30 protein-coding genes are annotated in these 26,071 nt (G+C 67.7%); 17 read left to right on the top strand and 13 right to left on the bottom strand.

The annotated features are described in order from the left end of the window. Positions 1-5: 5 nt before the first annotated feature. Positions 6-782: a formate dehydrogenase accessory sulfurtransferase FdhD gene (gene fdhD, locus FHS97_RS09510; protein WP_184036331.1), complete on the bottom strand. Its 777-nt coding sequence runs from the start codon at positions 780-782 to the stop codon at positions 6-8. Positions 783-914: 132 nt separating this feature from the next. Between fdhD and FHS97_RS09505 the strand changes: the two genes are divergently transcribed. After that, complete coding sequence (locus tag FHS97_RS09505; RefSeq protein WP_184036328.1) at positions 915-1,097, top strand: hypothetical protein; 183 nt, start codon at positions 915-917, stop codon at positions 1,095-1,097. 15 nt (positions 1,098-1,112) lie between these two features. On the opposite strand, the gene FHS97_RS09500 is transcribed toward FHS97_RS09505, so the two are convergent. The 3 genes from FHS97_RS09500 to FHS97_RS09490 all read right to left on the bottom strand — a co-directional run bounded on the left by FHS97_RS09500 (position 1,113) and on the right by FHS97_RS09490 (position 2,800). After that, positions 1,113-1,703: a DUF1989 domain-containing protein gene (locus FHS97_RS09500; RefSeq protein ID WP_184036326.1), complete on the bottom strand. Its 591-nt coding sequence runs from the start codon at positions 1,701-1,703 to the stop codon at positions 1,113-1,115. Next, positions 1,700-2,422, bottom strand: coding sequence for a guanitoxin biosynthesis heme-dependent pre-guanitoxin N-hydroxylase GntA (gntA, locus tag FHS97_RS09495; RefSeq protein ID WP_184036323.1), 723 nt, complete (start codon positions 2,420-2,422; stop codon positions 1,700-1,702). Before gntA ends, FHS97_RS09500 begins: the two co-directional genes overlap by 4 nt. Before the next feature lie 75 nt (positions 2,423-2,497). Continuing rightward, complete coding sequence (locus tag FHS97_RS09490) at positions 2,498-2,800, bottom strand: 4a-hydroxytetrahydrobiopterin dehydratase (RefSeq protein WP_184036320.1); 303 nt, start codon at positions 2,798-2,800, stop codon at positions 2,498-2,500. Positions 2,801-2,848: 48 nt separating this feature from the next. Here FHS97_RS09490 and FHS97_RS09485 point away from each other — a divergent pair, with 48 nt between their 5' ends. The 3 genes from FHS97_RS09485 to FHS97_RS09475 are packed head-to-tail and all read left to right on the top strand — an operon-like array spanning position 2,849 to position 4,463. Next, the gene (locus tag FHS97_RS09485; protein ID WP_246346567.1) at positions 2,849-3,268 is read left to right on the top strand and encodes a metallopeptidase family protein; all 420 of its coding nucleotides are present in this window, start codon (positions 2,849-2,851) and stop codon (positions 3,266-3,268) included. Then, entirely contained in the window at positions 3,262-3,831 is a 570-nt protein-coding gene (ccmA, locus tag FHS97_RS09480) for a heme ABC exporter ATP-binding protein CcmA (RefSeq protein WP_184036314.1), read from the top strand. Before FHS97_RS09485 ends, ccmA begins: the two co-directional genes overlap by 7 nt. Beyond that, on the top strand, positions 3,828-4,463 hold the full coding sequence (locus FHS97_RS09475) for a heme exporter protein CcmB (protein WP_184036311.1): 636 nt from the start codon (positions 3,828-3,830) through the stop codon (positions 4,461-4,463). Before ccmA ends, FHS97_RS09475 begins: the two co-directional genes overlap by 4 nt. A 45-nt stretch (positions 4,464-4,508) precedes the next feature. Here the strand turns inward: FHS97_RS09475 and FHS97_RS09470 are convergent, their stop codons facing one another. Further along, a complete protein-coding gene (locus FHS97_RS09470) occupies positions 4,509-5,390 on the bottom strand; it encodes an RsmD family RNA methyltransferase (RefSeq protein WP_184036308.1) in 882 nt (293 codons plus the stop codon). Beyond that, positions 5,390-6,787, bottom strand: coding sequence for a threonine synthase (thrC, locus tag FHS97_RS09465; protein ID WP_184036305.1), 1,398 nt, complete (start codon positions 6,785-6,787; stop codon positions 5,390-5,392). Before thrC ends, FHS97_RS09470 begins: the two co-directional genes overlap by 1 nt. An 83-nt stretch (positions 6,788-6,870) precedes the next feature. On the opposite strand from thrC, the gene FHS97_RS09460 reads away from it, so the two are divergent. Continuing rightward, positions 6,871-8,100, top strand: coding sequence for an SAM-dependent methyltransferase (locus FHS97_RS09460; protein ID WP_184036302.1), 1,230 nt, complete (start codon positions 6,871-6,873; stop codon positions 8,098-8,100). 49 nt (positions 8,101-8,149) lie between these two features. Here FHS97_RS09460 and FHS97_RS09455 read toward each other — a convergent pair whose 3' ends face one another. Next, positions 8,150-8,644 (bottom strand): EF-hand domain-containing protein, encoded by a 495-nt coding sequence (locus FHS97_RS09455; protein ID WP_184036299.1) that lies wholly within the window; start codon positions 8,642-8,644, stop codon positions 8,150-8,152. Positions 8,645-8,702: 58 nt separating this feature from the next. Between FHS97_RS09455 and FHS97_RS09450 the strand changes: the two genes are divergently transcribed. The 4 genes from FHS97_RS09450 (at position 8,703) to FHS97_RS09435 (ending at position 11,544) form a co-directional block, all read left to right on the top strand. Then, positions 8,703-9,920 (top strand): argininosuccinate synthase, encoded by a 1,218-nt coding sequence (locus tag FHS97_RS09450; RefSeq protein WP_184036296.1) that lies wholly within the window; start codon positions 8,703-8,705, stop codon positions 9,918-9,920. Between the two features lie 132 nt (positions 9,921-10,052). Next, the gene (locus FHS97_RS09445; protein WP_184036293.1) at positions 10,053-10,448 is read left to right on the top strand and encodes a hypothetical protein; all 396 of its coding nucleotides are present in this window, start codon (positions 10,053-10,055) and stop codon (positions 10,446-10,448) included. Then, on the top strand, positions 10,445-11,170 hold the full coding sequence (locus tag FHS97_RS09440) for a hypothetical protein (protein WP_184036290.1): 726 nt from the start codon (positions 10,445-10,447) through the stop codon (positions 11,168-11,170). The genes FHS97_RS09445 and FHS97_RS09440 overlap by 4 nt, the downstream gene beginning before the upstream one ends. After that, on the top strand, positions 11,167-11,544 hold the full coding sequence (locus tag FHS97_RS09435) for a hypothetical protein (RefSeq protein ID WP_184036287.1): 378 nt from the start codon (positions 11,167-11,169) through the stop codon (positions 11,542-11,544). The genes FHS97_RS09440 and FHS97_RS09435 overlap by 4 nt, the downstream gene beginning before the upstream one ends. A gap of 239 nt (positions 11,545-11,783) precedes the next feature. On the opposite strand, the gene FHS97_RS09430 is transcribed toward FHS97_RS09435, so the two are convergent. Next, the gene (locus tag FHS97_RS09430; RefSeq protein WP_184036284.1) at positions 11,784-14,183 is read right to left on the bottom strand and encodes a hypothetical protein; all 2,400 of its coding nucleotides are present in this window, start codon (positions 14,181-14,183) and stop codon (positions 11,784-11,786) included. A gap of 109 nt (positions 14,184-14,292) precedes the next feature. Between FHS97_RS09430 and FHS97_RS09425 the strand changes: the two genes are divergently transcribed. From FHS97_RS09425 to FHS97_RS09415, 3 genes are read left to right on the top strand one after another with little or no spacing between them, the layout of a single operon-like run. Further along, a complete protein-coding gene (locus tag FHS97_RS09425) occupies positions 14,293-15,819 on the top strand; it encodes an NAD(P)/FAD-dependent oxidoreductase (protein ID WP_184036281.1) in 1,527 nt (508 codons plus the stop codon). Between the two features lie 31 nt (positions 15,820-15,850). Further along, positions 15,851-17,587 (top strand): hypothetical protein, encoded by a 1,737-nt coding sequence (locus FHS97_RS09420; RefSeq protein ID WP_184036278.1) that lies wholly within the window; start codon positions 15,851-15,853, stop codon positions 17,585-17,587. Positions 17,588-17,596: 9 nt separating this feature from the next. After that, on the top strand, positions 17,597-19,300 hold the full coding sequence (locus tag FHS97_RS09415) for a hypothetical protein (RefSeq protein WP_184036275.1): 1,704 nt from the start codon (positions 17,597-17,599) through the stop codon (positions 19,298-19,300). Here FHS97_RS09415 and FHS97_RS09410 read toward each other — a convergent pair. From FHS97_RS09410 to FHS97_RS09395, 4 genes are read right to left on the bottom strand one after another with little or no spacing between them, the layout of a single operon-like run. Further along, positions 19,297-20,427, bottom strand: coding sequence for a GNAT family N-acetyltransferase (locus FHS97_RS09410; protein ID WP_184036273.1), 1,131 nt, complete (start codon positions 20,425-20,427; stop codon positions 19,297-19,299). The two genes, FHS97_RS09415 and FHS97_RS09410, sit on opposite strands and share 4 nt — an antisense overlap. Positions 20,428-20,458: 31 nt before the next feature. Further along, positions 20,459-20,929 carry a RidA family protein gene (locus FHS97_RS09405; protein WP_184036271.1) on the bottom strand — a complete coding sequence of 157 codons (471 nt, stop codon included), beginning with the start codon at positions 20,927-20,929 and terminating at the stop codon, positions 20,459-20,461. Positions 20,930-20,961: 32 nt separating this feature from the next. Then, positions 20,962-21,591 (bottom strand): HAD family hydrolase, encoded by a 630-nt coding sequence (locus FHS97_RS09400; protein WP_184036269.1) that lies wholly within the window; start codon positions 21,589-21,591, stop codon positions 20,962-20,964. After that, a complete protein-coding gene (locus FHS97_RS09395; protein ID WP_184036267.1) occupies positions 21,588-21,866 on the bottom strand; it encodes a DUF3572 domain-containing protein in 279 nt (92 codons plus the stop codon). Before FHS97_RS09395 ends, FHS97_RS09400 begins: the two co-directional genes overlap by 4 nt. Positions 21,867-21,899: 33 nt before the next feature. Here FHS97_RS09395 and FHS97_RS09390 point away from each other — a divergent pair, with 33 nt between their 5' ends. Then, complete coding sequence (locus FHS97_RS09390; protein WP_184036264.1) at positions 21,900-22,262, top strand: response regulator; 363 nt, start codon at positions 21,900-21,902, stop codon at positions 22,260-22,262. A gap of 137 nt (positions 22,263-22,399) precedes the next feature. On the opposite strand, the gene rpmG is transcribed toward FHS97_RS09390, so the two are convergent. Next, the gene (gene rpmG / locus FHS97_RS09385; protein WP_007407030.1) at positions 22,400-22,567 is read right to left on the bottom strand and encodes a 50S ribosomal protein L33; all 168 of its coding nucleotides are present in this window, start codon (positions 22,565-22,567) and stop codon (positions 22,400-22,402) included. Between the two features lie 163 nt (positions 22,568-22,730). Here rpmG and FHS97_RS09380 point away from each other — a divergent pair, with 163 nt between their 5' ends. From FHS97_RS09380 to FHS97_RS09365, 4 genes are all read left to right on the top strand, one after another. Further along, positions 22,731-23,006: a hypothetical protein gene (locus FHS97_RS09380; RefSeq protein WP_184036262.1), complete on the top strand. Its 276-nt coding sequence runs from the start codon at positions 22,731-22,733 to the stop codon at positions 23,004-23,006. Positions 23,007-23,082: 76 nt separating this feature from the next. Then, positions 23,083-23,580, top strand: a complete 498-nt coding sequence (locus FHS97_RS09375) for a Dps family protein (RefSeq protein ID WP_184036260.1) — start codon at positions 23,083-23,085, stop codon at positions 23,578-23,580. Positions 23,581-23,610: 30 nt separating this feature from the next. Continuing rightward, on the top strand, positions 23,611-23,793 hold the full coding sequence (locus FHS97_RS09370) for a DUF1328 family protein (protein ID WP_159753689.1): 183 nt from the start codon (positions 23,611-23,613) through the stop codon (positions 23,791-23,793). A gap of 85 nt (positions 23,794-23,878) precedes the next feature. Further along, on the top strand, positions 23,879-26,035 hold the full coding sequence (locus tag FHS97_RS09365; protein WP_246346566.1) for a M3 family metallopeptidase: 2,157 nt from the start codon (positions 23,879-23,881) through the stop codon (positions 26,033-26,035). Positions 26,036-26,071: the final 36 nt, after the last annotated feature.

The following is a 26,071-nucleotide window of genomic DNA, read 5'->3' as shown; positions in this document are numbered from 1 at the left end:
ACGCGCTAACGCACGGGCCGCGAGAAAAGCACCGCATCGTCGCGCGCGAGCGACACGAGCGTCAGCCCGGCGGCGGCGGCGCGGTCGAGCGCGAGGCTGGTCGCCGCCGATACCGTCACCAGCATCGGACACCCCGCCAGCGCGGCCTTCTCGACCAGCTCGTAGGAGCAGCGCGACGAGAGCAGCGCGAACCCGCCGTCCCAGCCGAGCGCCTGCCGCGCCATTGCGCCGATCAGCTTGTCGAAGGCATTGTGCCGCCCGACATCCTCGCGCGCGACGCGGATCGTGCCGTCATGCGCGCAGAGCAGCGCGGCATGCGCGGCACCGGTGGCACGGTTGAGCGGCTGGTGCGCGCGCATCGCGGCCAACGCGGCGAAGATCGCCGCCGGTGCGACGGTCGCGGCGGGGACGCGGGGCAGGTCGCGGTGGACGGCGTCGAGATTGTCCATCCCGCACAGCCCGCACGAGCTGTCGCTGGTTCGCCGCCGCACCCGGTCGCGCACCGCGGCGGCGCGGGCGGGCGGCACCGTCAGGCGCACGATCGTGCCGCGCGGCGTGTCATGCACGTCAAGCGACTCGATCTCGCCGGCTGCGGTGACGATCCGCTCGGCAAGTGCGAAGCCGGTCGCGAAATCGGCGATGTCCTGCGGAGTCGCCATCATCACCGCATAGCCGATGCCGTTGACCTCGATCGCGATCGGCGCTTCCGCGATCACCGCGCGCGCGTGCGGGGTGGAGCGCGAGTCGCGGGTAAGGCGGTCAAAGGAACGTGTGTTCGTCATTCACCCACATCATCGGCTTTGTACGATTTCGCCACCGCGATTTGATCGAGGTGAAAGCCTCGATCCCGCGTCGGATGCACATTCGGTGCAGTTGAGCGCGTACCGTCCTTCCTCGGGTCAGGAGCATCGGTCATGTCTGGCACCAGCGATATCGCCTATTTCCGTCAACGCGTCGTCGACGAGAAGCGACGCGCGCGCGCCGCGTGCGAGGATGCGATCCGTCGGCTGCATCTCGATTTCGCCGCCCGCTACGCGCAACGTGCCGAAGAGGCGGAACGGCGCGCGCTGCAATGGGCCTCGTCGCCGCGGACCTGATCCGGGGAGGGGCGACTAGTCGATTCGATAATGGATCGGCTTGAAGCTGCCGCCGTTCGACGCCGGCGCGGAGCAGGCGGTCAATCCGATCACCAGATCCATCGCCGCGCGCAGCACGATGCGGTCGCCGGCCTTGCTGACCGGCGGCAGCACCTCAAGCCGTCCGGTCGGACCATCGACCGGCACGTTCATGAAGCAGTTGAACGCGACCGGGATCATGTCCTCTGTGATCCCCCAGGGCGCGAGCGCCTCGGCGAGATTGCCGAAACAGCCGCGATGCCGGGGCAGATCGGGATAAAAATGGTCGAAGGTCGCGTAGGAGCACGGCGTCAGCAGGAAATCGTGCCGCCCGACCGTGTCCTCGACGATCTCCAGCAGCACGTTCGAGCGGTTGGAATAGAGTTTATGCCCGGTCGTCAGTTGGATCGTCTCGGCATAATCGAGCGTCCGCCCCGACGACAGCACCTCGCGCACGTCGGCGGCGTTATAGGCGAGCAGATCGGCGACCTGCACGCCGCGCGGATCGATGACGGTCAGCGTCTGCCCGGCGGACAGCGTGAAACCCGCCCCGCTGCGGGGTGCGATCTCCTGCACGGTGCCGGTCATGGACGCGACTCACCGGCGTCCTTGCCGGCGTAATGGAACGGGCAGCGCCACGCTTCATCGACGACACGGCCGCTATATTGCCGCGCCTCGCTGGTCTCGCCGTGGCGGGCGAGCATCGGGTTGCGCGAGCCGGCGATCGCCTCGTCGCGGACCATGATCGCCTCGCGCATCGTCTCGTAACGGCCGTCGGCGCGCAGCGTTTCGAACTGATCGTGCAGGTTGAACACCAGGGTCGGACGCGCGAAGCGCCGCGCCGGGCGCGAGGCATTCGGGTGAAGCCCGACGACGAAAAACGCCTCGCCGCCGAAGCTCAGCGAGAAATGCGAATCGGCCGGATCGTGGCTGACGCGCGTGTCATAGGGCTGGCCGCGCCACACGTCCTTGTCGGACAGCGACTGGATACGCTGCCACAGGGCGCGCTCGAACGCGGGTTCGTCGAGCCCCGCCGGCCCGTCGAACACCACCGCGAAGCTGCGGAACAAGGCCGGCTGTTCGCGATAGGCGGCGGCGAATTCCACCAGGCCGTCGTGGATGCGCAGATCGTCCCACGCGCTGTCGATGCTCGTGCAGGCGAGCACGTTCATCGTGCCACGCGCCATGGCCGCCTTGGCACCGACGCACGGAAAGGCGCGGTCGGCGATATGATCGTGGAGAAGGGTTTCAAGTTCCGCCTGCGCATGATGCGTCCAGCGGAACATCGGTGTGTCGGGTGCCGGCATAAGGCAGGTTAGACGGACAGACGCGGGTTAACGTTCCTGGGAATCACATTGACGACGATCAGTGTCGGATCGGCTTTATCCTCCGAGGATCGCGTCGATCGCGGTCGCCAGCTCGATGTCGCGCCCCGAAAGCCCGCCGGCATCGTGCGTGGTCAGCAGGATTTCGACGCGATTCCAGACGTTGCTCCATTCGGGATGATGGTCGGCGCGTTCGGCGAGCAGCGCGACTTGCGTCATGAACCCGAATGCTTCGGCAAAGTCGGTGAACACGATCGAGCGCGTGATCGCGTCGCGCCCTTCGTCATAATCCCAGTCGGGCAGCGCATCGAGCGCATCGACCCGCTCGGCCTCGCTCAACGGTTCGATCGTCTCGGGCATGAATCCGCTCCCTTCCGCTACTTCGCCCGGAGCGGTATGGCCGGCGGGATGGACGGGCAAGAGGCAATGGGCATCGCGCCCTCCGCAGATGCGATCGAGGCGCATGCCCGCGACGTGATCGCGCGGCTGCCCGCCGAATTTCGCGCGCATCTGGGCGACGTGGTGCTGCTGGTAGAGGAAGAGGCGGATGCCGAAACGCTCGCCGCGCTGGAACTCGAGCACCCGCTCGACTTGACCGGCCTGTACCACGGGCAGCCGATCGGCGAGAAAAGCGCGTTCGACAGTGGTGCGCTGCCCGATCGCATCCATTTGTACCGACAGGCGATCCTCGCCGAATGGTGCGAGACCGGGGTGCGGCTCGACGCGCTGGTCGCGCATGTCACGATCCACGAGATCGGCCACCATTTCGGGCTGTCGGACGACGACATGCACGCGCTGGAAGAGGCGGTGGCGGACGACGCGTGCTGAGCGCGCAGGGCCTGACGGTCGCGCGCGGGGGCCGGTTACTGATCGAGGCGCTGGATCTCGCAGTGCCGCGCGGCGGCGCGCTGCTGGTGCGCGGACCGAACGGCGCGGGCAAGTCGAGCCTGTTGCGCGTGCTGGCCGGGCTACTCCCCCCGGTCGCGGGCGCGGTGACGCGCGAGGGGACGCTGGCGTGGATGGGGGAGGCGACCGCGCTCGACAGCGAGCGGCGGCTCGGCGCGGCGTTGCGCTTCTGGGCGACGCTCGACCGTGCCGCAGGGGCGGCGCTGCGCGTGTCGGCGGCGCTGGCCGCGGTCGGGCTCGACGAACTCGACGACGTGCCGGTGCGGCTGTTGTCGACCGGGCAGCGCCGCCGCGCCGCGCTGGCGCGGGTCGTCGCGGCGGGCGCTGATCTGTGGTTGCTCGATGAACCCGCCAGCGGGCTCGACGCCGCCGCGGTCGCTCGGCTGGAGGCGCTGATCGACGGCCATCGCGGTGGGGGCGGGGCGGTGGTGGTGACCACGCACCAGCCCCTGGCGCTGCCCGACGCCGCGACGGTGACCCTGTGATCGCGCTGTTCCGTCGCGACGTGCGGCGCGGTTATGCCGGGGGCGGCGCGACGCTGGTGATCGCGTTCTTCCTGTTGGTGGCGGTGCTGTTCCCGTTCGCGATCGGGCCGGACGCGACGTTGCTGGCGCGGGTCGGCGGCGGGGTGATCTGGGCGGCGGCGTTGCTCGCGGCCTTGCTGCCGGTCGAGCGGCTGGTGCAGCCCGATCTCGAGGCGGGGGTGCTCGACCAGCTGACGGTACGCGGCGTGTCGCCGGCGATGGTCGCGGCGGTGAAGATCGCGGCGCATTGGTGCGCGTTCGCACCGCCGCTGATGCTCGCGGCGGTGATCGCGGCGGGGCTGCTCGATCTGTCGGCGGAGCGGTTGCTGCTGGTCGAGGCGGGGCTGCTGCTGGGCACGCCAGGGCTCGCCGCGCTGGCGGTTGCGACCGGGGCGCTGGTCGCGGGGTTGCGCGGGGCAGGGGCGGTGGCGGGGCTGGTGATGCTGCCGCTCGCGGTGCCGCTGCTGATCTTCGGCGCGGGCGCGATCGAGGGCGGGGCGAGCGGGTTGAAGCTGCTGGCGGCGGTCAGTCTGGTGCTGGTGGCCGGCGCGCCGGTCGTCGCGGGCGCGGCGATGCGGGCGGGGGTGGAATAAAGGTAAGCAGCGCGGCCCCGGATCAGGTCCGCGAGCACGGCGGCGTCACCGCGACCATCGCGCCCAGATCGCGGTCGGCAGCGCCAGCCCGCGCGCTTCCTCGCGCACCGCCAGTTCGCCGGCCTCGACGGTGCCGGGCAGGTCCGCGAACGCCTGCCGCAGCATCTCGCCGATCGCCAGCGCCGACATCCGCACCGCATAGACGGTCAGGAACAGATAGCGCGACTCGGCATCGAGCAAGCGCCGGCAATCCGCGACCAGCGCGGGCAGATGCTCTTCCAGCCGCCACACCTCGCCATCCGGCCCGCGCCCGTATTTGGGCGGGTCGAGCAGGATGCCGTCATAGCGCCGCCCGCGCCGCACCTCGCGCGCGACGAACTTGGCGGCGTCGTCGATGATCCAGCGCACTGGCGCGTCGGCGAGCCCGGAGAGCGCCGCATTGCCGCGCGCCGCCTCGACCGACTTCTTCGAGGCATCGACATGCACCATCTTCGCGCCGACCGCCGACAGCGCCAGCGTGCCGACCCCGGTATAGCCGAACAGATTCAGGCATTCCGGCTCGGCCATGCCGGCGATCCGTCCGCGCATCCACGACCAGACCGGCGCCATGTCGGGGAAGAAGCCGAGGTGGCGGAACGGTGTGGTCTGCGCGGTGAAGCGAACGCGCGCGTCGCCCTCGCTCCACGCGAGCGGCCAGCCGTCCCGCGGGACCGGCTCGGCGAAATGCCATTGCCCGCCACCGTCCTCGTCGCTGCCCGGCACGAACTCGCCCTGCGCGCGCCAGTCGGCGTTGGCCGGGGCCCAGAGCGCCTGCGGCTCGGGGCGGATAAAGCGGAAGCGGCCGTAGCGTTCGAGCTTGCGGCCGTGGCCCGAATCGACCAGCCCGTAGTCGGCCCATGGCTCGCCGATGAGAGTCGACAACTGCATCAGCCGCGCGGCACCGCGTGCTCGGCGACATAGCCGCTCACCGCCTCATAGGTGGCGTCGAGCGTGACGAAGCGCTCCTCGCGCTCGAACAGGTCGCCGACGCGCGGCGGCAGCGGCGGGCGGACGCCGGTGGCGCGCTCGACCGCGTCGCCGAACTTCGCAGGGTGCGCGGTCGCCAGCGTGACCATCGGCACGCCCTCCGTCGCGTGGCGGTGCGCCGCGGCGAGCGCGATCGCAGTATGCGGATCGACGATCTGCCCGGCGCGCTCGTGCGCGTGGCGCATCGCCAGCGCCATCTCGTCGGTGTCGACGCGCTCGCCGACGAACAGCGGCGCGGCGCCTTGCGTCTGCGTATTGGTCAGGCGGATGCTGCGCGCATCCTCGAAGCTGCGCATCTGCTCAGCCAGCGCCACGCCGTCGCGGCCGCCGAGATCGAACAACAGCCGCTCGAAATTGCTCGATACCTGAATGTCCATCGACGGCGTCGGGGTCGGGACGACGGTGCGGCTGGAGTAGTCGCCGCTGGACAGCGCGCGGGCGAGGATGTCGTTGACGTTGGTGGCGACCACCAGCTTCGCGACCGGCAGCCCCATCTTCGCCGCGACATAGCCCGCGAAGACGTCGCCGAAATTGCCGGTCGGGACGCTGAACGCGACCGGCTTCGCCGGCGCGCCGAGCCGGACCGCGGCGTAGAAATAATAGACCACCTGCGCCATCAACCGCGCCCAGTTGATCGAATTGACTGCCGACAGCCGGAAGCGGCCGGCGAAGGACGTGTCGTTGAACATCGCCTTCACCAAAGCCTGCGCGGTGTCGAAGTCGCCGCGGATCGCGATATTGTGGACGTTGGGCGCGCCGACGGTGGTCATCTGGCGGCGCTGCACCTCGCTCACCCGGCCTTCGGGGTGGAGCATGAAGATGTCGACGCCGCTGCGCCCCGCCACCGCGTCGATCGCCGCCGAGCCGGTATCGCCGCTGGTCGCGCCGACGATCGTCAGATGCTGGTCGGTGCCCTTCAGGAACCGCTCGAACAAATGCCCGAGCAATTGCAGCGCGACGTCCTTGAACGCCAGCGTCGGGCCGTGAAACAGCTCGAGCAGCCATTGGTCGTGGTCGAGTTGCACCAGCGGGGTCACGGCGTCGTGGCTGAACGCGCCATAGGCCGCTTCGCACAGCCCGCGCAGTTCCGCGCGGGTCAGCGTGCCCTCGACGAACGGCGCCATCACCGCCACCGCAGTGTCGACATAGGACAGCCCCTTGAGCGCGCCGATTTCGTCGGGCGACAGGGTCGGCCAGCTTTCAGGCACGTACAGCCCGCCATCGGAGGCGAGGCCGGCGAGCGTGACGCCCGCGAAGTCGAGCGCGGGCGCGTTCCCGCGGGTGCTGACGTAGCGCATGGGAGGCTGCCTAGATGCCGCGCTACCCGCACGCAATGCCTCGCCGGTTGCGTCGCGCCCAACGACAGGTTTAGCAGGCGGTCATGGCATTGATCGACGTTTTCCTCCGCCGCGCCATCCAGCGCGGCCGCCTCACCCTCACCAAGCCCGACGGATCGGTCTCGACCTTCGGGCAGGACGATCCCGCGCTGAAGCCGGTGTCGTTCCGCATCACCGACACCAAGGTCTATCGCGAGATCGCCGCCGACCCGGCGCTGGGCGTCGCCGAGGCGTTCATGGACGGGCGGTTGATCGTCGAGGAGGGCGATATCCTCGACCTGCTGATGCTCGCTACCAGCAACAGCCGTTGGGAGAACGGCAGCAACAAGCTCGCCGCCAGCCCGCTGCGGCGACTCGGCGGGCAGATTCGCCATCGCTTCCTGACCGCGAACAAGGCGCTGCAATCCAAGCGCAACGTCGCGCACCATTACGACCTGTCGGACCGGCTCTACGACCTCTTCCTCGACGTCGATAAGCAGTACAGCTGCGCCTATTACACCGATCCGGCCAACCCGCTGGAGCAGGCACAGGCCGACAAGAAGGCGCATATCGTCGCCAAGCTGGCGATCAAGCCGGGGATGCGCGTGCTCGATATCGGCTGCGGCTGGGGCGGGATGGCGCTGTATATTCACGCCAAGACCGGCGCCGAGGTGCTGGGGATCACCTTGTCGGAGGAGCAGCTCAAGGTCGCGAAGCGCCGTGCCGAGGAAGCCGGGGTCGCCGACAAGGTGCGCTTCGAGCTGATCGATTATCGCGCGCTGGAGGGGCCGTTCGACCGGATCGTCTCGGTCGGCATGTTCGAGCATGTCGGGGTGCGCAACTTCCGCACCTATCTCAACAAGTGTCGCGACCTGCTGACGCCCGAGGGCGTGATGCTGCTCCACACGATCGGCCGCGGCGACGGACCGAACTTCACCGACAAGTTCACCGACAAGTATATCTTCCCGGGCGGCTATATCCCGGCGCTGTCGGAGGTGCTCAAGGCCAACGAATATATCCGCTGGTTCGTCACCGACATCGAAGTGCTGCGGATGCATTATGCGATGACGCTGCGCGACTGGTACGTTCGGACGGTGGCGGCGCACGACCAGATCGTCGCGCTGTACGACGAGCGCTTCTTCCGGATGTGGACCTATTATCTGGCCGGCGCGATCGTGTCGTTTACCAACGGGCCGCTGGTCAATTACCAGATCCAGTTCAGCCGCGACCGCCTCGCGCTGCCGCTGACGCGCGATTACATGTTCGAGGAAGAGCGGCGGCTGCGGGAGGGGTGAGTCCGGCCGTCATTGCGAGCGTAGCGAAGCGATGACGAAAGGGGCGGGCTTACCGCTTCGGTGCGGCCTTGCCCTGTGCTGCACCCTTGGCGGCCGCGCGGGCGCGGGCGGCTTCGGTGGCGTCGACCTTGCCGTCGCGGTTGGTGTCATAGGCGCTGAACACCGCGCCCATCAGCGCTGCCGACTCGGCCTTGCTGACCTTGCCGTCCTTGTTGGTGTCGGCGCGCGCCAGGAACAGCGCCGCGACGCGCTTCGCGTGGGTGGGGTCGAGCGTCTTGCCCGCGCCGACCTTCATCTTGCGCATCCGCGCCTCGATCTCGGCGGGCGATAGGAAGCCGTCCTTGTTCGCATCCGAGGCGCCGAATTCCTTGTCGAGCTTGGCGGTGGCGGAGGCGCGCGTTTCCTGCCCCAGCGCGGTGACGGTCAGCGCCGGGAGCGACAGCAGGGCGACGAGCGCGGCGGCAAGGGTGACATGGTGCTTCATCCCGCCGCCGTGCGGCACGCCGCTTTTACGCCGGCTGAACGGGTCGCCGGAGGGCGGCAAGACGGTTGCCCTCGCGCGCACGAGCGCGTAGCGGCGCGCGCAAGAAGGAGCCTTGCCCATGACCGATCAGATCAAGCGCGTCGTACTAGCTTACTCGGGGGGGCTGGATACCAGCGTGATCCTGAAATGGCTCCAGACCGAATATGGCTGCGAGGTCGTCACCTTCACCGCCGATCTGGGGCAGGGCGAGGAGCTGGAGCCGGCGCGCGCCAAGGCCGAGCTGATGGGGATCAAGCCCGAGCACATCTTCATCGACGACCTGCGCGAGGAGTTCGTCAGGGATTACGTCTTTCCGATGATGCGCGCCAACGCATTGTACGAGGGGCTGTATCTGCTCGGCACCTCGATCGCGCGCCCGCTGATCGCCAAGCGCCAGATCGAGATCGCCAAATTGGTCAACGCCGATGCGGTCAGCCACGGCGCGACCGGCAAGGGCAACGATCAGGTGCGCTTCGAGCTGGGCTATTATGCGCTCAACCCCGACATCAAGGTGATCGCGCCGTGGCGCGAATGGGATTTGACCAGCCGCACCCGGCTGATCGAATTCGCCGAATCGCACCAGATTCCGGTCAGCAAGGACAAGCGCGGCGAGGCGCCGTTCTCGACCGACGCAAACCTGCTCCACACCTCTTCGGAGGGCAAGGTGCTCGAGGACCCGTGGGACGAGGTGCCCGAATATGTCTTCTCGCGCACCGTCAGCCCGGAGGATGCCCCCGATCAGGCGGAGACGATCACGATCGATTTCGAGCGCGGCGACGGCGTCGCGGTCAACGGCGAGGCGCTCTCGCCGGCCGCGCTGCTCGCCAAGCTCAATGAGCTGGGGCGCAAGCACGGCATCGGCCGGCTCGATCTGGTCGAGAACCGCTTCGTCGGCATGAAGAGCCGCGGCATGTACGAAACGCCGGGCGGGACGATCTACGCGCTTGCGCACCGCGCGATCGAGCAGCTGACGCTCGACCGCGGTGCCGCGCACCTCAAGGACGAACTCGCGCCGCGTTATGCCGAGCTGGTCTATAACGGCTTCTGGTTCTCGCCCGAGCGCGAGATGCTGCAGGCAGCGGTCGATCATTCGCAGGAGAAGGTGGCGGGGACCGTCCGGCTCAAGCTCTACAAGGGTGCGGCGCATGTTACGGGGCGCAAGTCGCCGAACTCGCTCTATTCGGAAAAGGTCGTGACGTTCGAGGACGATCAGGGCGCCTACGACCAGCGCGACGCGGCGGGCTTCATCAAGCTCAACGCGCTGCGGCTGCGATTGTTGGGGCGGCGGGACAGGTAAGGTGCTCTAATCCCACGACTGTACTTCCTGTTTATTATCGGGGCTGGCTCGTAAACATAAAGGGCCGGCCCTTATTATTGAATTTTTCCACCATGTTCCATATATGTTCTCACACAAGCGTGGGGGCGAAGCATGATGAACCTCGTCACTAGCGTCGACCATCGACGCGACTTCTCGGTGTGGCTCCGGACGGGGCGACGTCCGACACGAACCGCGGACGGCATCGAGCTCAAGTTCAATCCGTATCACGATCCGCGAAATGGGCAGTTCACCTCAGGGCCGGGCGGGGCTGCTTTACCGGATCGAGGTTCAACAGCGAGTCGCGTTGCAGCGCCGGCTTCGCGGCAACTCTCTAAGAGCGAGTGGCATGACGCTTCGGTCGAGCAATCGGCTGATGCCAAGAACCAAGAAGCGGTCATCGATGCGATCTATCGCCAGATCGTGACGCCGGTGCTTTCCGGAACGTACAATACGTACCTCCGAGAGGGCCAGTCCGCAGCAACAGTCGCGCTTTTGAAGACCCGATGACGCTGGAACAGACGTTTCCCGGTCTGCGCGACGCACCCGGCGGCGCGGTCATCTCGCTGCTGGATAATGCGTTTGGTATCACCGCGCCCGCAAACGAGGACATGGCTAAGACGACGCAGGAGCGAAGCGCGTATCTCATTTCGCAGATCAAGGCGCTCGATCCCCATTGGACGTTTCAGTCGCTTGGTTTCCCAACGACATGGGAAGGGCAGAAAAATCAACTGAATGATTTGCGCATGCAGCGCGCTGCAGCTTTTTCTAGGATTGAAGGCGATCTGCGGCCCATGCAAGTCGAGACAATGCGTGCAATGCAAGGTTTGGCGGACAAAGCGTACAGCAAGGCGGTCCGCCTCTACGACGCTGGCGCACTGAGAGGGCATTTATCAAAGGAACAGGCGATTGGCCGCTTCGTCGACAATGAGGTTCGAAGGGGATTAAGATCTATATATGAGGATTACAAGATAAAAGAGGTGAGTAAGCAGGTGCGGGTAAACCGCCGAGAGTATGGTACATCAGCGCCCGAATCCTCATATAGGATCCCCGATGCCAGAGTTGGCGATGTCGCCTACGATGTGACCCTTTCTCCTAAGTCGCTAAAAAGCCCTCAAATACGCGGCTTCTTCAATGCGGACTTCCGTCCACAGCTTGTTGTCGTTGTCAGGCCTCGGCAGTTGGGGCGAGGAAGCAGTTACATCATTAATAGGCCGGAGGCAGGAAAATGAATAGCTATAAGCCGTACGTCCCCGAAACCCTGAGCGAGCTTATGGATCAGGTCGTGCCGATGATGGGAGATGCGCCAAACTTCAAAGATGACACAGGATACTTTCCTCGAAAAAGTATTGATTCTGAATTCTACGCGCTGATCGAGGGATTTGGGAAGGTCCGGGACAAGATCGGGGAAGATCGGTACGCCAGGGCACTCGATATCGCGGCCCGCATGAAAGCGATCTTTCTCGAGGCCGAGGACGAGAACGACCCCAAGACGATGCAAGGCATTTATCTGATCCACGAACTCATGGACATCATCGACGAGGTGCGGGCACGGCGTGTGGCGTCGAAGCTCAAGGATGACGAGGGGCGCGTGACGGGGGACTGATCTCGCCACCCCCCGTGACGGTAGGCCGAGATACTTCCGCCAGCACGGCATGGCGAGGCGCGCACCGCTTCGCTCATGGCTGATGAAGGCTCCCTGTTCGCTCCGGTCAAGATCGATGCACATGCAGGCTCATCCGTCACCGGTCGATCGAACGTACCGGCAAGTCGGAACTTGCGTCGCGTGGCACGAAGGACGGCGACCTATGAAACCTGCCCTGCCGCGCCGCGGCGGGAAGGATGTTACTCCTTGCGCGCCGATGCGACGGCGATCTTCACCCAATCGTCCGGCGCATCGTGTAGCTTGAGGTACAAGGCATCGCCAGCGGGTCGTGGCGCCGTCAGCGACGTGCCGACAAACCCGACCGGCACCACCACCGCGCCGACGCCCTCGGCGCTGCCCGCTACCGCAGAGATCAGGAACAGATCGTCGCCCTCAATCGCGCACTCCTTGTCGCCGCACGTCACCTTCGTCAGCACCGGCAGGCGGACGACGCGCGCCAGCGGCTGCCACTCGCCGAGCGTCTCGCCCTGCACCAGCCGCATCCTGAGCGCGCCGACCGCCGCCGCGCCGAGCGCCTGTCGCGGCGCGAACGTGCCGACCGCGACGTCGCCGCCCAAAGATTGCAGCTTGCCCGAGGCGACCGTCAGCTTGGTCGTCGCCTCGTCGTCGGTGGTCGCGACCTCGATCGCATCGTCGTTGGTCAGCCGCGTGCCGACCGCGCGCACCGAGAAGGTCAGCGTCGCGTCGGGCGCGAGCAGTCCCGTGGGAAGCACTAGCGGCACCTTCGCCGCGGCGGCGGGCGCGTCGACATGGGCACCGACCAGCTCAAGGCGCGGGCGCGGCGGGGTGATCGTCGCGCGCACCGTCGTGGTACGCCCGTCCTTGAGCGTTACCTTCGCGTCGCTCGCACCCTGCGCCAACGTCTCGGTGTTCGCCTCGGTGGTCAGCGCCAGCCGGTCGCCGCCGCCCGGATCGCGGGTCAGCGCGCCGGCGACGAAGGTCACGCCGGCGACCTCCAGCTTCGCGACCTGATCGAGCCGCGCGCCGACCAGCCGGCCTTCCCTGTCGCCGGTATAGAGCGTGAAGCCCTCCAGCCGGCTCGCCTCGGTCTGTCCCTTGAGCGTCAGCTGCGCGGGCTGCGCGCCGCCATATTGCGCGACCAGCAGCGTCAGCTCGCCGGGGCGGGTGCGCGCGAGCGGCAGCGTGGCGGTGATCTCGTCGGGCGCGCTCGCCTTCCACTCGACCGGCCGGGTCGCGCCAGCGCGGTCGCGTAGCGCGACCTGCTCGACGCACGACGACGCGCCGCCCTGCAACGTCAGCGGCGCGTCGCGGCCGATCACCACCGCGTCGTCGGGCTTGGGCTGCCATGCGGTCGGCGCGCCGTTCTGGACCGCGAAGCGCGGGCCGGTGAAGGTGTCGAAGCCCCAGCGCCCGACCAGCGCCGCGTCGCTGATCCCAGTCTTTCCCAGCTTCTGCGCGTCGGCGACGACCAGCCCGCCGCGCTCGGCATCGGCGGTCAGCGGCAATTCGACGCTGCGGCCGTCCTGCAAGCCCAGCTTCAGCCGCAGGTCGCGCGCATAATCGGTCGCGAACAGCAGCGGCGCGTCGTCGAGCCGCAGCACCAGACCCGGCTGCGCGAGGCACACCGCGTCCTTGGCGGCAGCGCGCAACGGCGGCGGCGCGGCATTGCCGATCGGCGGCAGCGGCGCGACCAGCACGGTCTGCGGATTCTGGAATGACGGCGGATTGTTGAGCTGCAGGCGCAGCCGCTCGCCCGATCCGACCGCCAGCGCGGGGGCATATTGGTAGCTGGCGCTGCGGAACACACCGAACAGCCGCGCGAAGTCGCGCGCCAGCGAGATATAGGGGCTGTAGATGCCCGCGCCGCCCTCCTTGGTGGCGGCAAGGCTGTAGGCGAATTGCGTCGTCGTGCCGCCCAAGACCTCGGCCAGGGTCGTGCCGCCGCCGGTCTGGAGCACCATGCCGTCGCGATTCTGCGTCAGGCACGACGCCTGCAACGAACGCGCGCGCGACAGGCAATCGGCGTTGAGCTTGATCGCCAGCGTGCCGGCGAGCGCGGTCGACACCGGCACCAGCCGTTCGGGCGCGCTTTCCTCGACGCGCGCGACGCCGTTGACGAACGTCTCCAGCCGCGCGCGATCGAGCGACGCCTGGAACAGATCCTGCGCGGCGCGCACGAACACGCCCGGCCGCCCGCGCACCGCCTTGACCAAGGCGTTGTAGCCGCCGCCGGTATCGGGGGCCATGAAGGCGATCGCCTGTCCGGCGCCCTCGGGCACGGTCATGTTCAGCCCCGATTTCTTGGGGTTCTTGTCCCAGGTCTCGGCCTTGAAGAACCAGTCCTTGGGCGGCGGATTGGTCGCGCCGCGCAGGAAGGCGACGACCAGCACGTAACGCGCCGACTGATCCTCGGGCAGATCGGCGCGCACTTCCAGCCTGTCGCCGGCGCGGATGCCCGGCACCTGCCCGGCGGGGAGCGTCACGCCGCCGCGCGTCACCCGCATCGTCAGCGTCGGGCCGGCCAGATCGAAGGTGGTGCTCTGCGCCGCCGCCGCAACGGGCAGCGTCAGCGAAACCGCGGCCGCCAGGGCCAGCACGGGAGGGAGAAGGGCGCGCATCCGGCGGGCTATAGAACAGGAGCGCGGGGGTGTGCCACCTTCCGGCGTTAACCAGGCCTCAACCAGTTTCTTTCATAGCCTTCTCATTCACTTGAGCGGAACGGGCACGATGGCGAAGTCAGGCATGACGGTTGACGTAGCGATCATCGGCGCGGGCCCGGCGGGGCTGACCGCCGGCTATCTGCTCACCAAGGCCGGCTATTCGGTTGCGATCCTCGAAAAGGACGCCGTGTACGTCGGCGGTATCAGCCGCACCGTCGAGCATGAGGGATTCCGCTTCGACATCGGCGGGCACCGCTTCTTTTCGCGCTCGAAGGAGGTCGTCGGCCTCTGGAACGAGCTGCTGCCGGACGATTTCATCGAACGCCCGCGCATGAGCCGCATCTATTACGAGGGCAAGTTCTACAGCTATCCGCTGCGCGCGTTCGAGGCGCTCGGCAACCTCGGCGTGGTGCGCTCGGCCTTGTGCATGGCGAGCTTCGCCAAGGCGAAGCTGTTCCCAAAGCGCGACGTGAAGAGCTTCGAGGACTGGACCGTCAACGCCTTCGGGCGGAAGCTCTATTCGATCTTCTTCAAGACCTATACCGAGAAGGTTTGGGGGATGCCCTGCGACCGGATGAGCGCGGACTGGGCTGCGCAGCGGATCAAGGGGCTGTCGCTGTGGGGCGCAGTGGTCGACGGGGTCAAGCGCTCGCTGGGGCTCAACCGGCGGCCGAACGACGGCGTCGGTCAGGCCAAGACGCTGCTGGAAAACTTCCGCTATCCGCGGCTCGGGCCGGGGATGATGTGGGATGCGGCGCGCGACCGGATCGTCGAGCGTGGCGGACAGGTGTTGATGGGCCATGCGCTCCACCAATTGCGGTTGAGCGAGGCGACCGGGCGCTGGACGGTCACCGCGAACGGTGCCGACGGTCTGGTCGCGCTGAACGCCGCGCAGGTCATTTCCTCGGCGCCGATGCGTGAGCTGGCGAGCCGCATCCACCCGCTGCCGGCGTCGCTGCCCGAGGCGTCGAACCTGAAATATCGCGACTTCCTGACCGTCGCGCTGATGATCCGTTCGCCCGAGCTGTTCCCGGACAATTGGATCTACATCCACGATCCCAAGGTGAAGGTCGGCCGCATCCAGAACTTCCGCTCGTGGTCGCCCGAGATGGTGCCCGATCCCGCGATCGCCTGCGTCGGGCTCGAATATTTCTGCTTCGAGGGCGACGGGCTGTGGACCTCGAGTGACCAGCAGCTGATCGCGCTGGCGACCGCCGAGATGGCGACGCTGGGACTGTGCGATCCGGCGCAGGTCACCGGCGGCGTCGTGGTGCGGCAGGAAAAGGCCTATCCCGTCTATGACGAGGATTATGCGCAGAACGTCGACATGCTCCGCCGCGAGATCGAGGGCCGCTATGCGACGCTGCACTGCGTCGGGCGCAACGGGATGCATCGCTACAACAATCAGGATCATGCGATGATGACCGCGATGCTGACGGTCCGCAACATCCAGGCCGGCGCGCGCGTCTACGACGTCTGGGCGGTCAACGAGGACGCCGAATATCACGAGAGCGGCAACGAGGGCGACCGGGCGGGCGAGGCCGCCGCGCTCGCCAGCCTGCGGCAGGTGCCGACCGCGCTGAAGGCGGCGTAAGCTGTCGCCCGATCGTCGTCATGCCGCGGTCGTGCTCGGCGGCTGGGCGCTGGCGGCACTGGTGCTGCTGGTCGCGGGCTGGAGCGCGATCGTCGCGCGCGTGCTGCCCGACGCCGATGATTCGATGCGGCTGCTCGAGGTCCGCGACTGGCTGGCGGGGCAGGGCTGGTTCGATGTCGCGCAGCATCGACTGAACGCCGGCGACTTTCCGATGCACTGGTCGCGGCTGGTCGACCTGCCGCTCGCGGCGGCGATCGTGCTGCTGCGGCCGCTGCTGGGCGGGGCGTCCGCGGAGCATGTCGCCGTGGTGGTCGTGCCGTTGCTGACGCTGCTGGCGGCGCTGGCCCTGATCGCGTCGATCGCGCGGCGGCTGGGAGGCGAACCATTGGTGGTGCCGGCGCTGCTGATGGCGGCGCTCTCGGTGCCGCTCACCTTTCAGCTGTCACCGCTGCGCATCGATCATCATGGCTGGCAGATCGTGCTGGCGCTGGCCGCGACACGCGGGTTGCTCGCGCCGGCTAGCGCGCGCAGCGGCGTGCTTACCGGCGGATCGCTCGCGACCTTGCTGACGATCTCGCTGGAGGGACTGCCGATCGCCGCGGCAATCACCGGGGTGGCGGCACTCGCGTGGGTCGTCGCGCCGGTGCGGGGAACGATGCTGCGCTGCACGATGCTGACGCTGACGGGGGGAGCGCTTCTGCTCCACGCCGCGACGCGCGGACCGGGCTTCTGGTTGCCCGCCTGCGACTCGGTCGCGCCGGCGTGGCTGGCGGTGCTCGGCGTCGCAACCCTCGGCCTCGTCGCGGCGGGCGCGATCGCGCGCTTCGGCCCGGTCGCGCGGCTGGCCGCGCTCGGCGTCGTAGCGGCGGCGGCGGGCGCGACGCTCGTGCTGCTCGCGCCGGTTTGCCTCGCGGGGCCGTTCGGCACGCTGCCGCCGCTCGTCTATCAGGTCTGGTATCTGCCGGTGCTGGAGGGGCGCCCGCTCTGGGAGCAGCAACCGGTCTGGGTGGCGGCGGCGATGGCGCTGCCGGTCGCCGGGCTGATCGGGGCAGCACGCGCGTGGCGCGCGTCGGCGGGGGAGGCGCGCGCGTGCTGGGCGATGCTCGGCCTGCTGCTGCTCGCCGCCACCCTGACCGCGGCGGCGGTCAGCCGCGCCGGTGCGACCGCCAATGCGCTAGCCGCGCCGGCCGCAGCGGTGTGGCTCGCGCAATTGCTCGCTCGCGCCCGTGCGATAAACCGGCCGGTGCCGCGCGTCGCGGCGACGCTCGCCACGCTGGCGCTGGCCGCGCCGGGGACGCTCGCCGCCGCGGCGCTGAACGCCGTACCGCGCCGTGCCGCACCGGCGGTCCAGCTCAGCCACCGCCCGCCGTGCCACGACACCAGCGACATGCGGGTGCTCGGCACGCTGCCGCCCGGCATCGTCTTCGCGCCGATCGACCTCACCCCCGCGGTGCTGCTCGACACACCGCATCGCGCGGTCGCCGGCGGTTATCATCGCGGCGCGGGGGCGATCGCGCGCGTCATCACCGGCTTCACCGCCGATCCCGCGACCGCGCGCGCCGCGATCCGCGCCGCGCACGCCGATTATCTCGCGGTCTGTCCGGGCATGCAGGAGATGGTCGCCTATCGCGACCGCGCGCCGGATGGCCTCTGGGCGCGGCTGGAACGGGGTGAGCGGTTCGACTGGCTCCGTCCGGTCCCCGTCCGTGGCCCGGCAATGGTCTGGCAGGTCATCCAGCCCTTGCGGGAAGGCGGGTCGGCCCGCTAACGCGCGGCGATGCAGGATGACCGGCTTCACTGGTGGCAGACGCGATGGTTCGTGATCGCGGCGGTGCTGGCGGCGGCGATCCCGCTGTTATGGCCCGATATTCCGCCGATCGTCGACCTGCCCGGGCATATGGGGCGCTACCGCGTCCAGCTCGATCGCGGCGCGCATCCATGGCTGGCCGATTGGTATTCCTTCAAATGGGCGCTGATCGGCAATCTCGGGGTCGATTTGCTGATCGAACCGCTCGCGCCGCTGGTCGGGCTGGAGACGGCGGTCAAGCTGATCGTCATTGCGATCCCGGTGCTGACCGTCGCGGGGCTCCTGTGGATCGCGCGCGAGGTGCATGGCCGCATCCCCGCGACCGCGCTGTTCGCGCTGCCGCTCGCCTATGGCTATCCGGTCCAGTTCGGCTTCGTGAACTTCGCGCTGTCGATGGGGCTGGCCTTGTGCCTGTTCGCCTTGTGGCTGCGGATGGCGCGGCTCGGCCGGATCTGGCTGCGGGTCGCGGTCTTCGTGCCGCTGTCGTGCCTCCTGTGGGTGGTGCACACCTTTGGCTGGGGCGTGCTGGGCGTGCTGGCTTTCTCCAGCGAGCTGATCCGCCAGCATGACCGGCGCAAGGACGCGGGTAGCGGGCATTGGTTCGAAAGCCTGATCCGCGCCGGGCTGGGCTGCGCGCCGCTCGCGCTGCCGATGTTGTTGATGATCGCGTGGCGATCGGGCGCGGACGTCACCGGGCAGACCGCCGACTTCTTCTACTGGCGCACCAAGATCGCGTGGATCGTAATGGCGCTGCGCGACCGCTGGCTGTGGTTCGACATCGGCAGCATGGCGGTGATCTACCTCGTGCTGTTCAAGGCGCTGCGCGATCCGCGGATCGGCTATTCGCGGCACCTGGGACTGTCGGCACTGTTCATGCTGGCGGTCTATATCGTGCTGCCGCGGATCGTGTTCGGCTCCGCCTATGCCGATATGCGGATGGCGCCGTACATGATCGCGGTGGCGGTGATCGCGATCCGGCCGAAGCCGGGGACGACCTTCCGCCACGCCGCGGTGCTGGCGGCGCTGGGGCTCGCCTTTTTCGTCGTGCGGCTGGCGGGGACGACGATCAGCTATCTCGAATTCGATCGCGATTACGACCAGGAACTGGCGGCGCTGCCGCACGTCCCGGTCGGCGCGCGGCTGATCAGCTTCGTCGGGCACAATTGCCACAATGCTTGGCGGATGTCGCGGCTGGAGCATCTGCCCGCGATCGCGCTGGTGCGGCGGCTGGCGTACACCGACGACCAATGGTCGATGGCGGGCGCGCAATTGCTGACCTCGCGCTACACCGCCGCCGGCCCGTATGCGCACGACCCGACGCAGATCGTGACGTCGGTGAAATGCCCGGCGGAATGGTGGCGGCCCGCGAATTACGCGCTCGCCCGCTTCCCGCGCGAGGCGTTCGATTATGTCTGGCTGATTCGGCCGCCGGTCTACAATCCGCGCTTCACGGTCGGGCTGGTGCCGATCTGGCGCTCGCCGACCAGCAATTCGGTGCTGTTCCGCATCGACCATGACGTCGTCGTCCCTGAGGCGAGCGACGAGGAACTGGGCGTGCCGCGCTGGCTGATCGAGCGGATCAAGCGGCGGCGCGAACGACTGGAGGCGTTGCGCGAGCGGCGTGAACGCGAGGAAGAGCGGCTGGAGCGGTTGCGGGTCGAGCAGGCGCGCTAGCCGCGCCTGAACGGCGTCAGCTCACCCAGAAACGCCTGTTCGCCCTCGACCGCGACCCGCTCCTGTTCGAGGAAGTCGGCGACGGCGCGACGGAAGTTCGGGTCTGGGATGTAATGCGCCGACCAGGTCGATACCGGGACGTAGCCGCGCGCCAGTTTATGCTCGCCCTGCGCTCCGGCCTCGACCCGCGCCAAGCCGCGTTCGATCGCGGCGTCGATCGCCTGATAATAGCATAGCTCGAAATGGAGGAACGGCACCTCCTCGGTCGCGCCCCAGTAACGACCGTAGAGGGCATCGTCGCCGATCAGGTTGAGCGCCCCCGCGATCGGCACGCCGTCGCGCTCGGCGAGGATCAGCAGCACGCGCTCGCCCAGCGCCTCACCCAGCAGCGGAAAGAAGCTGCGCGTCAGATACGGCTGCCCCCATTTGCGGCTGCCGGTGTCCTGATAAAATTGCCAGAAGGCGTCCCACTCGCGCTCGCCGATCGAGGCGCCGGTCAGGTGGCGGATCGTCAGCCCCGCGACCGCGGCGGCGCGTTCCTTGCGGATCGCCTTGCGCTTGCGGCTGGCGAGCGCGGCGAGGAAGTCGTCGAACGTCGCATAGCCGTCATTCTGCCAGTGGAATTGCGTCCCCTCGCGCACCAGCCAGCCCGCCGCCGCGAACAGCGGCAGTTGCTCGGGGGTGACGAAGGTCGCGTGCGCCGAGGACAATTCGTGCTGCGCCACCACCGCCTGGATCGCGCCGATCAGCGCCGCGGCGGCGTCCGGGTCGCGCAGCAGCAGCCGCGGGCCGGGAACGGGAGTGAAGGGCGCGGCGACCTGCAGCTTGGGGTAATAGCGGCCACCGGCACGCTCCCACGCATCGGCCCAGCCGTGATCGAACACATATTCGCCCTGGCTATGCCCCTTGGCATAAGCGGGCGCGATCGCAACCGGGGCGCCGTCCGCGCCGTCGACGACGATCGGCACCGGTTGCCAGCCGCTGCGCCCGCCGACGCTGCCCGATTCCTCGAGCGCCGTCAGGAAGGCGTAGCCGACGAACGGGTTGGCAGAGCCGGCGCACGCATCCCATTGTTCGGCGGGGATGGCGGAAACGCCGGGCACCAGGCGCGCGGTAAGCGAGGTCATCGCGCGCGAGATAGGATCGCGGGGGTTGCGATCAAAGGGCCGAGGCGACTTCCACGATCGCATCGACCTCGACCGCCGCGCCGAGCGGCAGCGCCGCGACGCCCACCGCCGAGCGCGCATGCTTGCCCGAGTCGCCGAACAGCTTGGCCATCAGTTCCGACGCGCCGTTCGCGACCTTGGGCTGGTCGGTGAAATCGGGAGTCGAATTGACGAACACGCCCAGCTTCACGATCCGCGTCACGCGCTGGAGGTTGCCGCAATGCGCCTTGATCTGCGCGACGAGCATCAGCGCGCAGCGCTGCGCCGCGTCCTGCCCGTCCTCCAGCGACACGCCATCGCCGAGCCGCCCGGTCACCACCGCGCCGTCCCTGAACGGCAACTGGCCCGAGATGTGGAGCAGCCCGCCCGCCTCGACGACGGGGACATAGGCGGCGACGGGGGCGGCCGCCTGCGGCAGCGTGAGGCCCAGCTCTGCGAGAGCGCGATCGATGCGGTCGGTCATGCGCGCTGCTTGCCGCCTGCGCCCCGCCGCGGTCAAGCCTCCGCCGGCCTGCCCTCGTCGAAGCGCGCCGCGATCCAGGCCTGCGCGGTCGCCCAGTCGTCGATCCGCGCATGGGCGTGCGGGGAGGGCGGGACGCCGGGGGCGAGCTGCGGCTCCGACACCATATGCAGCCGCCACACGCCCGGCGCATGCTCCGCGACCGATTCGTGGTGATGCGGCAGATCGTCGACGAACACCGTGACCGGGTTGCCATATTCCGCGACCAGCCGCGCGACCGGCGCGCCCTTGCCGCCCTGGTTGCACTCGACACGGTGCGCGATCCCGTGCCCGGCGAGCTGGTCGATGCGGTGCGGGCGGCAATGATCCTCGAGATTGGTGAGGATTACGATATCGGCGCGCTCGGCGAGCATCGCCAGCGCCGCGCCGGCGCCGGGCACCAGCGTCTGGCGGTGCATTTCGTCGGGGAAGAAGCCGCCGAGATAGCCGAACATCTCCTCGCGCGTCATCGGCGTGTCGCTGCCGCGCCGCTTCATGCTCTTGGCGAGCTCCCAAGTGCCGATCGTGAAGTCGACCTCGTGCACCGTCCCGAGCCAGTCGGCGAAATGCCGGACCATGTGCAGCAGCACCTCGTCGCAGTCGGAGATCAGCAGCGGTCGGGTCATCGCGTCTGCTCCAGCACCCGCCGTGCTGCTACCAGCGATTCGGGGCTGTGCCCGGTCGATTCGGCGCAGGCGATCAGATCGGGTTCATGGGCTTCGAGGAAAGTGAGCGTTGCGGCGAGCGTCGATGGATCTGTAAGGTATTTCCGCAGGTTGTCTGCCGTAAGCCCCGTTGTGTCGAGAAAACGCCCGGCGCGTAACGGATCGTTAAGGATGAAGGTCAAGGCATCGAGTGCGCGTGCCACGGCATCATCCGGATTTGTGTCGTTGCGCACCATTATCTTTCGTCGCCCTGTGGGAGTGGTCGTCGCGTGGCAAAAAGGGTGCTCGTTGTCGAGGACAACGAACTCAATCTGAAGCTGTTCAGCGACCTCTTGCGGGCGCACGGCTTCCTCGTGGAGCCGGTGCGCGACGGGCGCGAGGCGGTGGAGCGCGCGCGCGCCTTTGCGCCCGATCTGGTCGTCATGGACATCCAGATGCCGCACGTCACCGGCTATGAGCTGATCCTGCAACTGAAGGCCGATGCGGCCCTGCGCCACATCCCGGTGATGGCGGTGACGGCCTATGCCGGGCGCGAGGACGAGGAACGGCTGCGCGCTGCGGGCGCGGACGCTTATGTGTCGAAGCCGATCACGCTGGCGCGGTTCATGGCCGCTGTCACCGAGTTGACCTGACCGGCCGCGTCACGCAGAAAAGCCGCCGGCGTCGGGCGCAGGCGGCTTTCGGGAAGCAAGCAACAGACGAATCGCGTGCGGCTCGGGATCCCGGCCGCGGCCGGGATGATCGAACGACCGCTACGCGACTCGCTCGATCACTTGATCTTGGCTTCCTTGAACTCGACGTGCTTGCGCACGACGGGGTCGTACTTGTTGAAGCTGAGCTTCTCGGTCTTGGTGCGCGGGTTCTTCTTGGTGACGTAGAAGAAGCCGGTGTCGGCCGAGCTGACGAGCTTGATCTTGACGGTGGTCGGCTTTGCCATGACCAGTTCCTAGCGAATGAAAACGAAAAAATGCGGCGAAGGCTTCTCCGCCGCGTCAGGCTGGGGCGCTTGGCGTATGTGGCGCGTGAAGTCAAGCCGCGGCGCGATTAAGCATCCGGTAACAGCCCGCCCGCTACAAGGAGAACAAGAGGAGATAGCCGTCATGAACAACGACGATGTCATCACCGCCCGCGCCGAACTGACGCGCCGGATCGCCGCCATCGAATGGCGCGCCGGCCCTTCGCGACTCGCGCCGGATATCGACCGAATCCACGAACTGGCCCGCCACCATCATCTGCCCGCCGCGATGGATGTCGCGAATCAGCTCCGGCTCGCGCTGGCCCGCGGCGAGCGGGGCGTGCCGGTGCATCGCTGGCTCCAGCTGCTCGGTCAGGCGGTTACGGTCGATCAGGCGGAGGCGACGCGCCGCGCCGCCTGAGCGGGGGCGATTGGCCGGGAGCCAAACCCATCCGTGATCGTTTCGCTGCCGACACCTGATCCGTACGGAGCGAAACGTGACCGACACCAATCCTGCCCTCGAAACGCCGACCGATCTGGCGCGTAACGACACGCGCACGGTGGCCGATGCGCTGAACGCGGCGCTGGCGGACAGCTATGCGCTGTACCTGAAGACCAAGAACTTCCACTGGCACGTCAGCGGGCCGCATTTCCGCGACTATCACCTGCTGCTCGACGACCAGGCCGCGCAGATCCTCGGCGTGACCGACGCGATCGCTGAGCGCGTCCGCAAGACCGGCAACACCACGCTGCGCTCGATCGGCGACATCTCGCGCCGGCAGTCGATCAAGGACAATGACCGCGACTTCGTCGCCGCCGACGAGATGCTCGCCGAGCTGCGCGACGACAATCTCACCCTGGTCGAGCGTTTCCGCGACGTGAAGCAGGCGTCCGAAGAAGCCGGCGACAATGCCACCAGCGGGATCGTCGACGACTGGACCGATCAGGCCGAGGAGCGCGCCTGGTTCCTGTTCGAAGCCAGCCGCAAGGGCTGAGTCCTTTCTCGATCGACACGGAGACCCGTCATGCTGAAACTCGCCGTCATCTTCCTTATCGCCGGGCTCGTGCTCGGAGCGCTCGGATTCGGCGGGATCGGCGGCGCGTTCGTCGGCATCGCCAAGATCCTGTTCTTCATCGCGCTCGCATTGTTCCTGATCTTCCTCGTGCTCGGAGTGGTCGCGGGGAAGAAGGTGAAAGACTCGGTCTGATATCCCGGGAAACAGGGCAGCCATCTTGCCCCAACCTGCGCGCGGGTGCATCACCGCGCGCAGGTTACGTTCCCGAGGAGTTCCGATGCGTCTGCCCTTCGCCGCCGTCCTGTTGACCGCGATGACGACCTCTGCTGCCGTGCCGATCGCCGCGGCGGCGCAAACCGCTGCGCCCCTGCCGGCCAGCAACCCCTTCGCCAAGCCGAGCACGCTGCCGTTCGAGGCACCGCCGTTCGACCGCATCAAGGATGCTGATTATCAGCCGGCGCTCGAGGCCGGGATGGCCGAGCAGCTCGCCGAGGTGAACAACATCGTCCGCGTGCGTTCGATGCCGACGTTCGACAATACGATCGCCGCGCTGGAGCGTTCGGGCCGGTTGCTGGAGCGCGCCGCGCTCGCCTTCTACGGCGTCAACGGCGCGAACACCAACGACGTGCTCCAGAAGACGCAGGAAGTGCTCGCGCCCAAGTTCGCGGCGCATCAGGACGCGATCCAGCTCAACCCGCAGCTCTTCGCGCGCGTCCGCACGCTGTACGACGCGCGCCAGACGCTGAAGCTGACGCCCGAGCAATTGCAGGTGCTGACGCTGACCTATGAGAATATGGTCCGTGCCGGCGCCAAGCTGTCGCCCGCCGACAAGACCAAGCTGAGTGCGCTGAACGCGCAGCTTTCGACGCTGGAGACCGCGTTCCAGCAAAAGCTGCTCGCCGCCGCCAAGGCCGGCGCGCTGGTCGTCGACGACCGCGCCAAGCTGGCCGGTCTGTCGGAGGCGGAGATCGCCGCCGCCGCCGATGCCGCCAAGGAGCGCGGGCTGACCGGCAAATATGTCCTCAAGCTCCAGAACACGACCGAGCAGCCGGCGCTGGCCGCGCTGACCGACCGGTCCACGCGCGAGGCGCTGTTCAACGCGAGCTGGACGCGCGCCGAAAAGGGTGACGCCAACGACACGCGCGCGACGATCAGCCAGCTCGCCGAGCTGCGCGCGCAAAAGGCCAAGCTGCTCGGCTTCGCGACCTGGGCCGATTACGTGCTGTCCGACCAGATGGCGACGAACCCGACCACCGCGCTCGGCTTCATGCAGCAGCTCGGCAAGCCGGTCGGCGCCGAGCAGCGCCGTGAGGCGGCCGAGTTGCAGCAGCAGATCAAGGCAGAGGGCGGCGATTTCCAGCTCAAGCCATGGGACTGGGATCTCTATTCGGAGAAGCTGCGCAAGGCGAAATACGACCTGAACCAGGACGAGCTGAAGCCGTATTTCGAGATCAACAAGGTGCTGACCGACGGCGTCTTCTACGCCGCCAACCAGCTGTACGGCATCACCTTCAAGCGCCGCACCGACATCCCCGTCTATCAGCCTGACGTGATGGTCTATGAGGTGTCGGAGGAGAATGGCACGCCGATCGGGCTGATGTATTTCGATTACTGGAAGCGCGACAACAAGAACGGTGGCGCGTGGATGTCGAACTTCGTCAACCAGTCGAAGCTGCTCGGCACCAAGCCGGTGATCTACAACGTCGGCAATTTCACCAAGCCGGCGGCGGGCCAGCCCGCGCTCATCACCTTCGATGACGTCACGACGATGTTCCACGAGTTCGGCCACGCGCTGCACGGTCTGTTCGCGAACCAGACCTATCCGTCGGTGTCGGGCACCAACACCGCGCGCGACTTCGTCGAATTCCCGTCGCAGTTCAACGAGCATTGGGCGCTCGATCCCAAGGTGCTGCCGCATTATGCGGTCAACCGTCAGGGTCAGGTGATCCCGCCCGCGTTGGTCGCCAAGATCAAGCGCGCCGCGACCTTCAACACCGGCAGCAGCTTCGGGCAGGCGCTGGCGGCGGCGGAGCTCGACATGAGCTGGCACTCGCTGCCCGCGAGCGCGGGGCGGCAGGACGTCAACGTATTCGAGCCGAAGGCGCTCGCCGCGACCGGGCTCGACACCGACGACGTGCCGCCGCGCTATCGGTCGAGCTATTTCCTCCACATTTGGGGGAATGGTTATTCGGCGGGCTATTACGCGTATCAGTGGACCAAGATGCTCGACGCCAATGCCTATGCGTGGTTCGAGAATCATGGCGGGCTGACGCGCGCCAACGGTCAGCGTTTCCGCGACATGATCCTGTCGAAGGGCCACACCGAGGATTACGCGCCGATGTTCCGCGCCTTCAACGGCAAGGACCCGGAAGTCGGGCCGCTGCTCCACGACCTCGGGCTGAACGCCGACGGGAGCCGTGTGGCGGTGAAGTAGATTCCGTGTCCGTCGCCCCGGACTTGATCCGGGGCG

The organism is Sphingomonas endophytica (assembly GCF_014199415.1).
GTDB classification, from domain to species: domain Bacteria; phylum Pseudomonadota; class Alphaproteobacteria; order Sphingomonadales; family Sphingomonadaceae; genus Sphingomonas; species Sphingomonas endophytica.
The sequence above is the reverse complement of the archived record's forward strand: the minus strand, read 5'-3'. Positions and strand labels throughout refer to the sequence as shown.

Coding starts and splice junctions, on each gene's coding strand:
- FHS97_RS09380 (WP_184036262.1), top strand. CDS start 22,731: ATGAACAACGACGATGTCATCACCGCCCGCGCCGAACTGACGCGCCGG.
- FHS97_RS09505 (WP_184036328.1), top strand. CDS start 915: ATGTCTGGCACCAGCGATATCGCCTATTTCCGTCAACGCGTCGTCGAC.
- FHS97_RS09370 (WP_159753689.1), top strand. CDS start 23,611: ATGCTGAAACTCGCCGTCATCTTCCTTATCGCCGGGCTCGTGCTCGGA.
- FHS97_RS09365 (WP_246346566.1), top strand. CDS start 23,879: ATGCGTCTGCCCTTCGCCGCCGTCCTGTTGACCGCGATGACGACCTCT.
- rpmG (WP_007407030.1), bottom strand. CDS start 22,567: ATGGCAAAGCCGACCACCGTCAAGATCAAGCTCGTCAGCTCGGCCGAC.
- fdhD (WP_184036331.1), bottom strand. CDS start 782: ATGACGAACACACGTTCCTTTGACCGCCTTACCCGCGACTCGCGCTCC.
- FHS97_RS09435 (WP_184036287.1), top strand. CDS start 11,167: ATGAATAGCTATAAGCCGTACGTCCCCGAAACCCTGAGCGAGCTTATG.
- gntA (WP_184036323.1), bottom strand. CDS start 2,422: ATGCCGGCACCCGACACACCGATGTTCCGCTGGACGCATCATGCGCAG.
- FHS97_RS09485 (WP_246346567.1), top strand. CDS start 2,849: ATGGACGGGCAAGAGGCAATGGGCATCGCGCCCTCCGCAGATGCGATC.
- FHS97_RS09470 (WP_184036308.1), bottom strand. CDS start 5,390: ATGCAGTTGTCGACTCTCATCGGCGAGCCATGGGCCGACTACGGGCTG.
- FHS97_RS09430 (WP_184036284.1), bottom strand. CDS start 14,183: ATGCGCGCCCTTCTCCCTCCCGTGCTGGCCCTGGCGGCCGCGGTTTCG.
- FHS97_RS09410 (WP_184036273.1), bottom strand. CDS start 20,427: ATGACCTCGCTTACCGCGCGCCTGGTGCCCGGCGTTTCCGCCATCCCC.
- FHS97_RS09450 (WP_184036296.1), top strand. CDS start 8,703: ATGACCGATCAGATCAAGCGCGTCGTACTAGCTTACTCGGGGGGGCTG.
- FHS97_RS09425 (WP_184036281.1), top strand. CDS start 14,293: ATGGCGAAGTCAGGCATGACGGTTGACGTAGCGATCATCGGCGCGGGC.
- FHS97_RS09445 (WP_184036293.1), top strand. CDS start 10,053: ATGATGAACCTCGTCACTAGCGTCGACCATCGACGCGACTTCTCGGTG.
- FHS97_RS09395 (WP_184036267.1), bottom strand. CDS start 21,866: ATGGTGCGCAACGACACAAATCCGGATGATGCCGTGGCACGCGCACTC.
- FHS97_RS09500 (WP_184036326.1), bottom strand. CDS start 1,703: ATGACCGGCACCGTGCAGGAGATCGCACCCCGCAGCGGGGCGGGTTTC.
- FHS97_RS09405 (WP_184036271.1), bottom strand. CDS start 20,929: ATGACCGACCGCATCGATCGCGCTCTCGCAGAGCTGGGCCTCACGCTG.
- FHS97_RS09490 (WP_184036320.1), bottom strand. CDS start 2,800: ATGCCCGAGACGATCGAACCGTTGAGCGAGGCCGAGCGGGTCGATGCG.
- FHS97_RS09400 (WP_184036269.1), bottom strand. CDS start 21,591: ATGACCCGACCGCTGCTGATCTCCGACTGCGACGAGGTGCTGCTGCAC.
- FHS97_RS09440 (WP_184036290.1), top strand. CDS start 10,445: ATGACGCTGGAACAGACGTTTCCCGGTCTGCGCGACGCACCCGGCGGC.
- FHS97_RS09415 (WP_184036275.1), top strand. CDS start 17,597: ATGCAGGATGACCGGCTTCACTGGTGGCAGACGCGATGGTTCGTGATC.
- FHS97_RS09460 (WP_184036302.1), top strand. CDS start 6,871: ATGGCATTGATCGACGTTTTCCTCCGCCGCGCCATCCAGCGCGGCCGC.
- thrC (WP_184036305.1), bottom strand. CDS start 6,787: ATGCGCTACGTCAGCACCCGCGGGAACGCGCCCGCGCTCGACTTCGCG.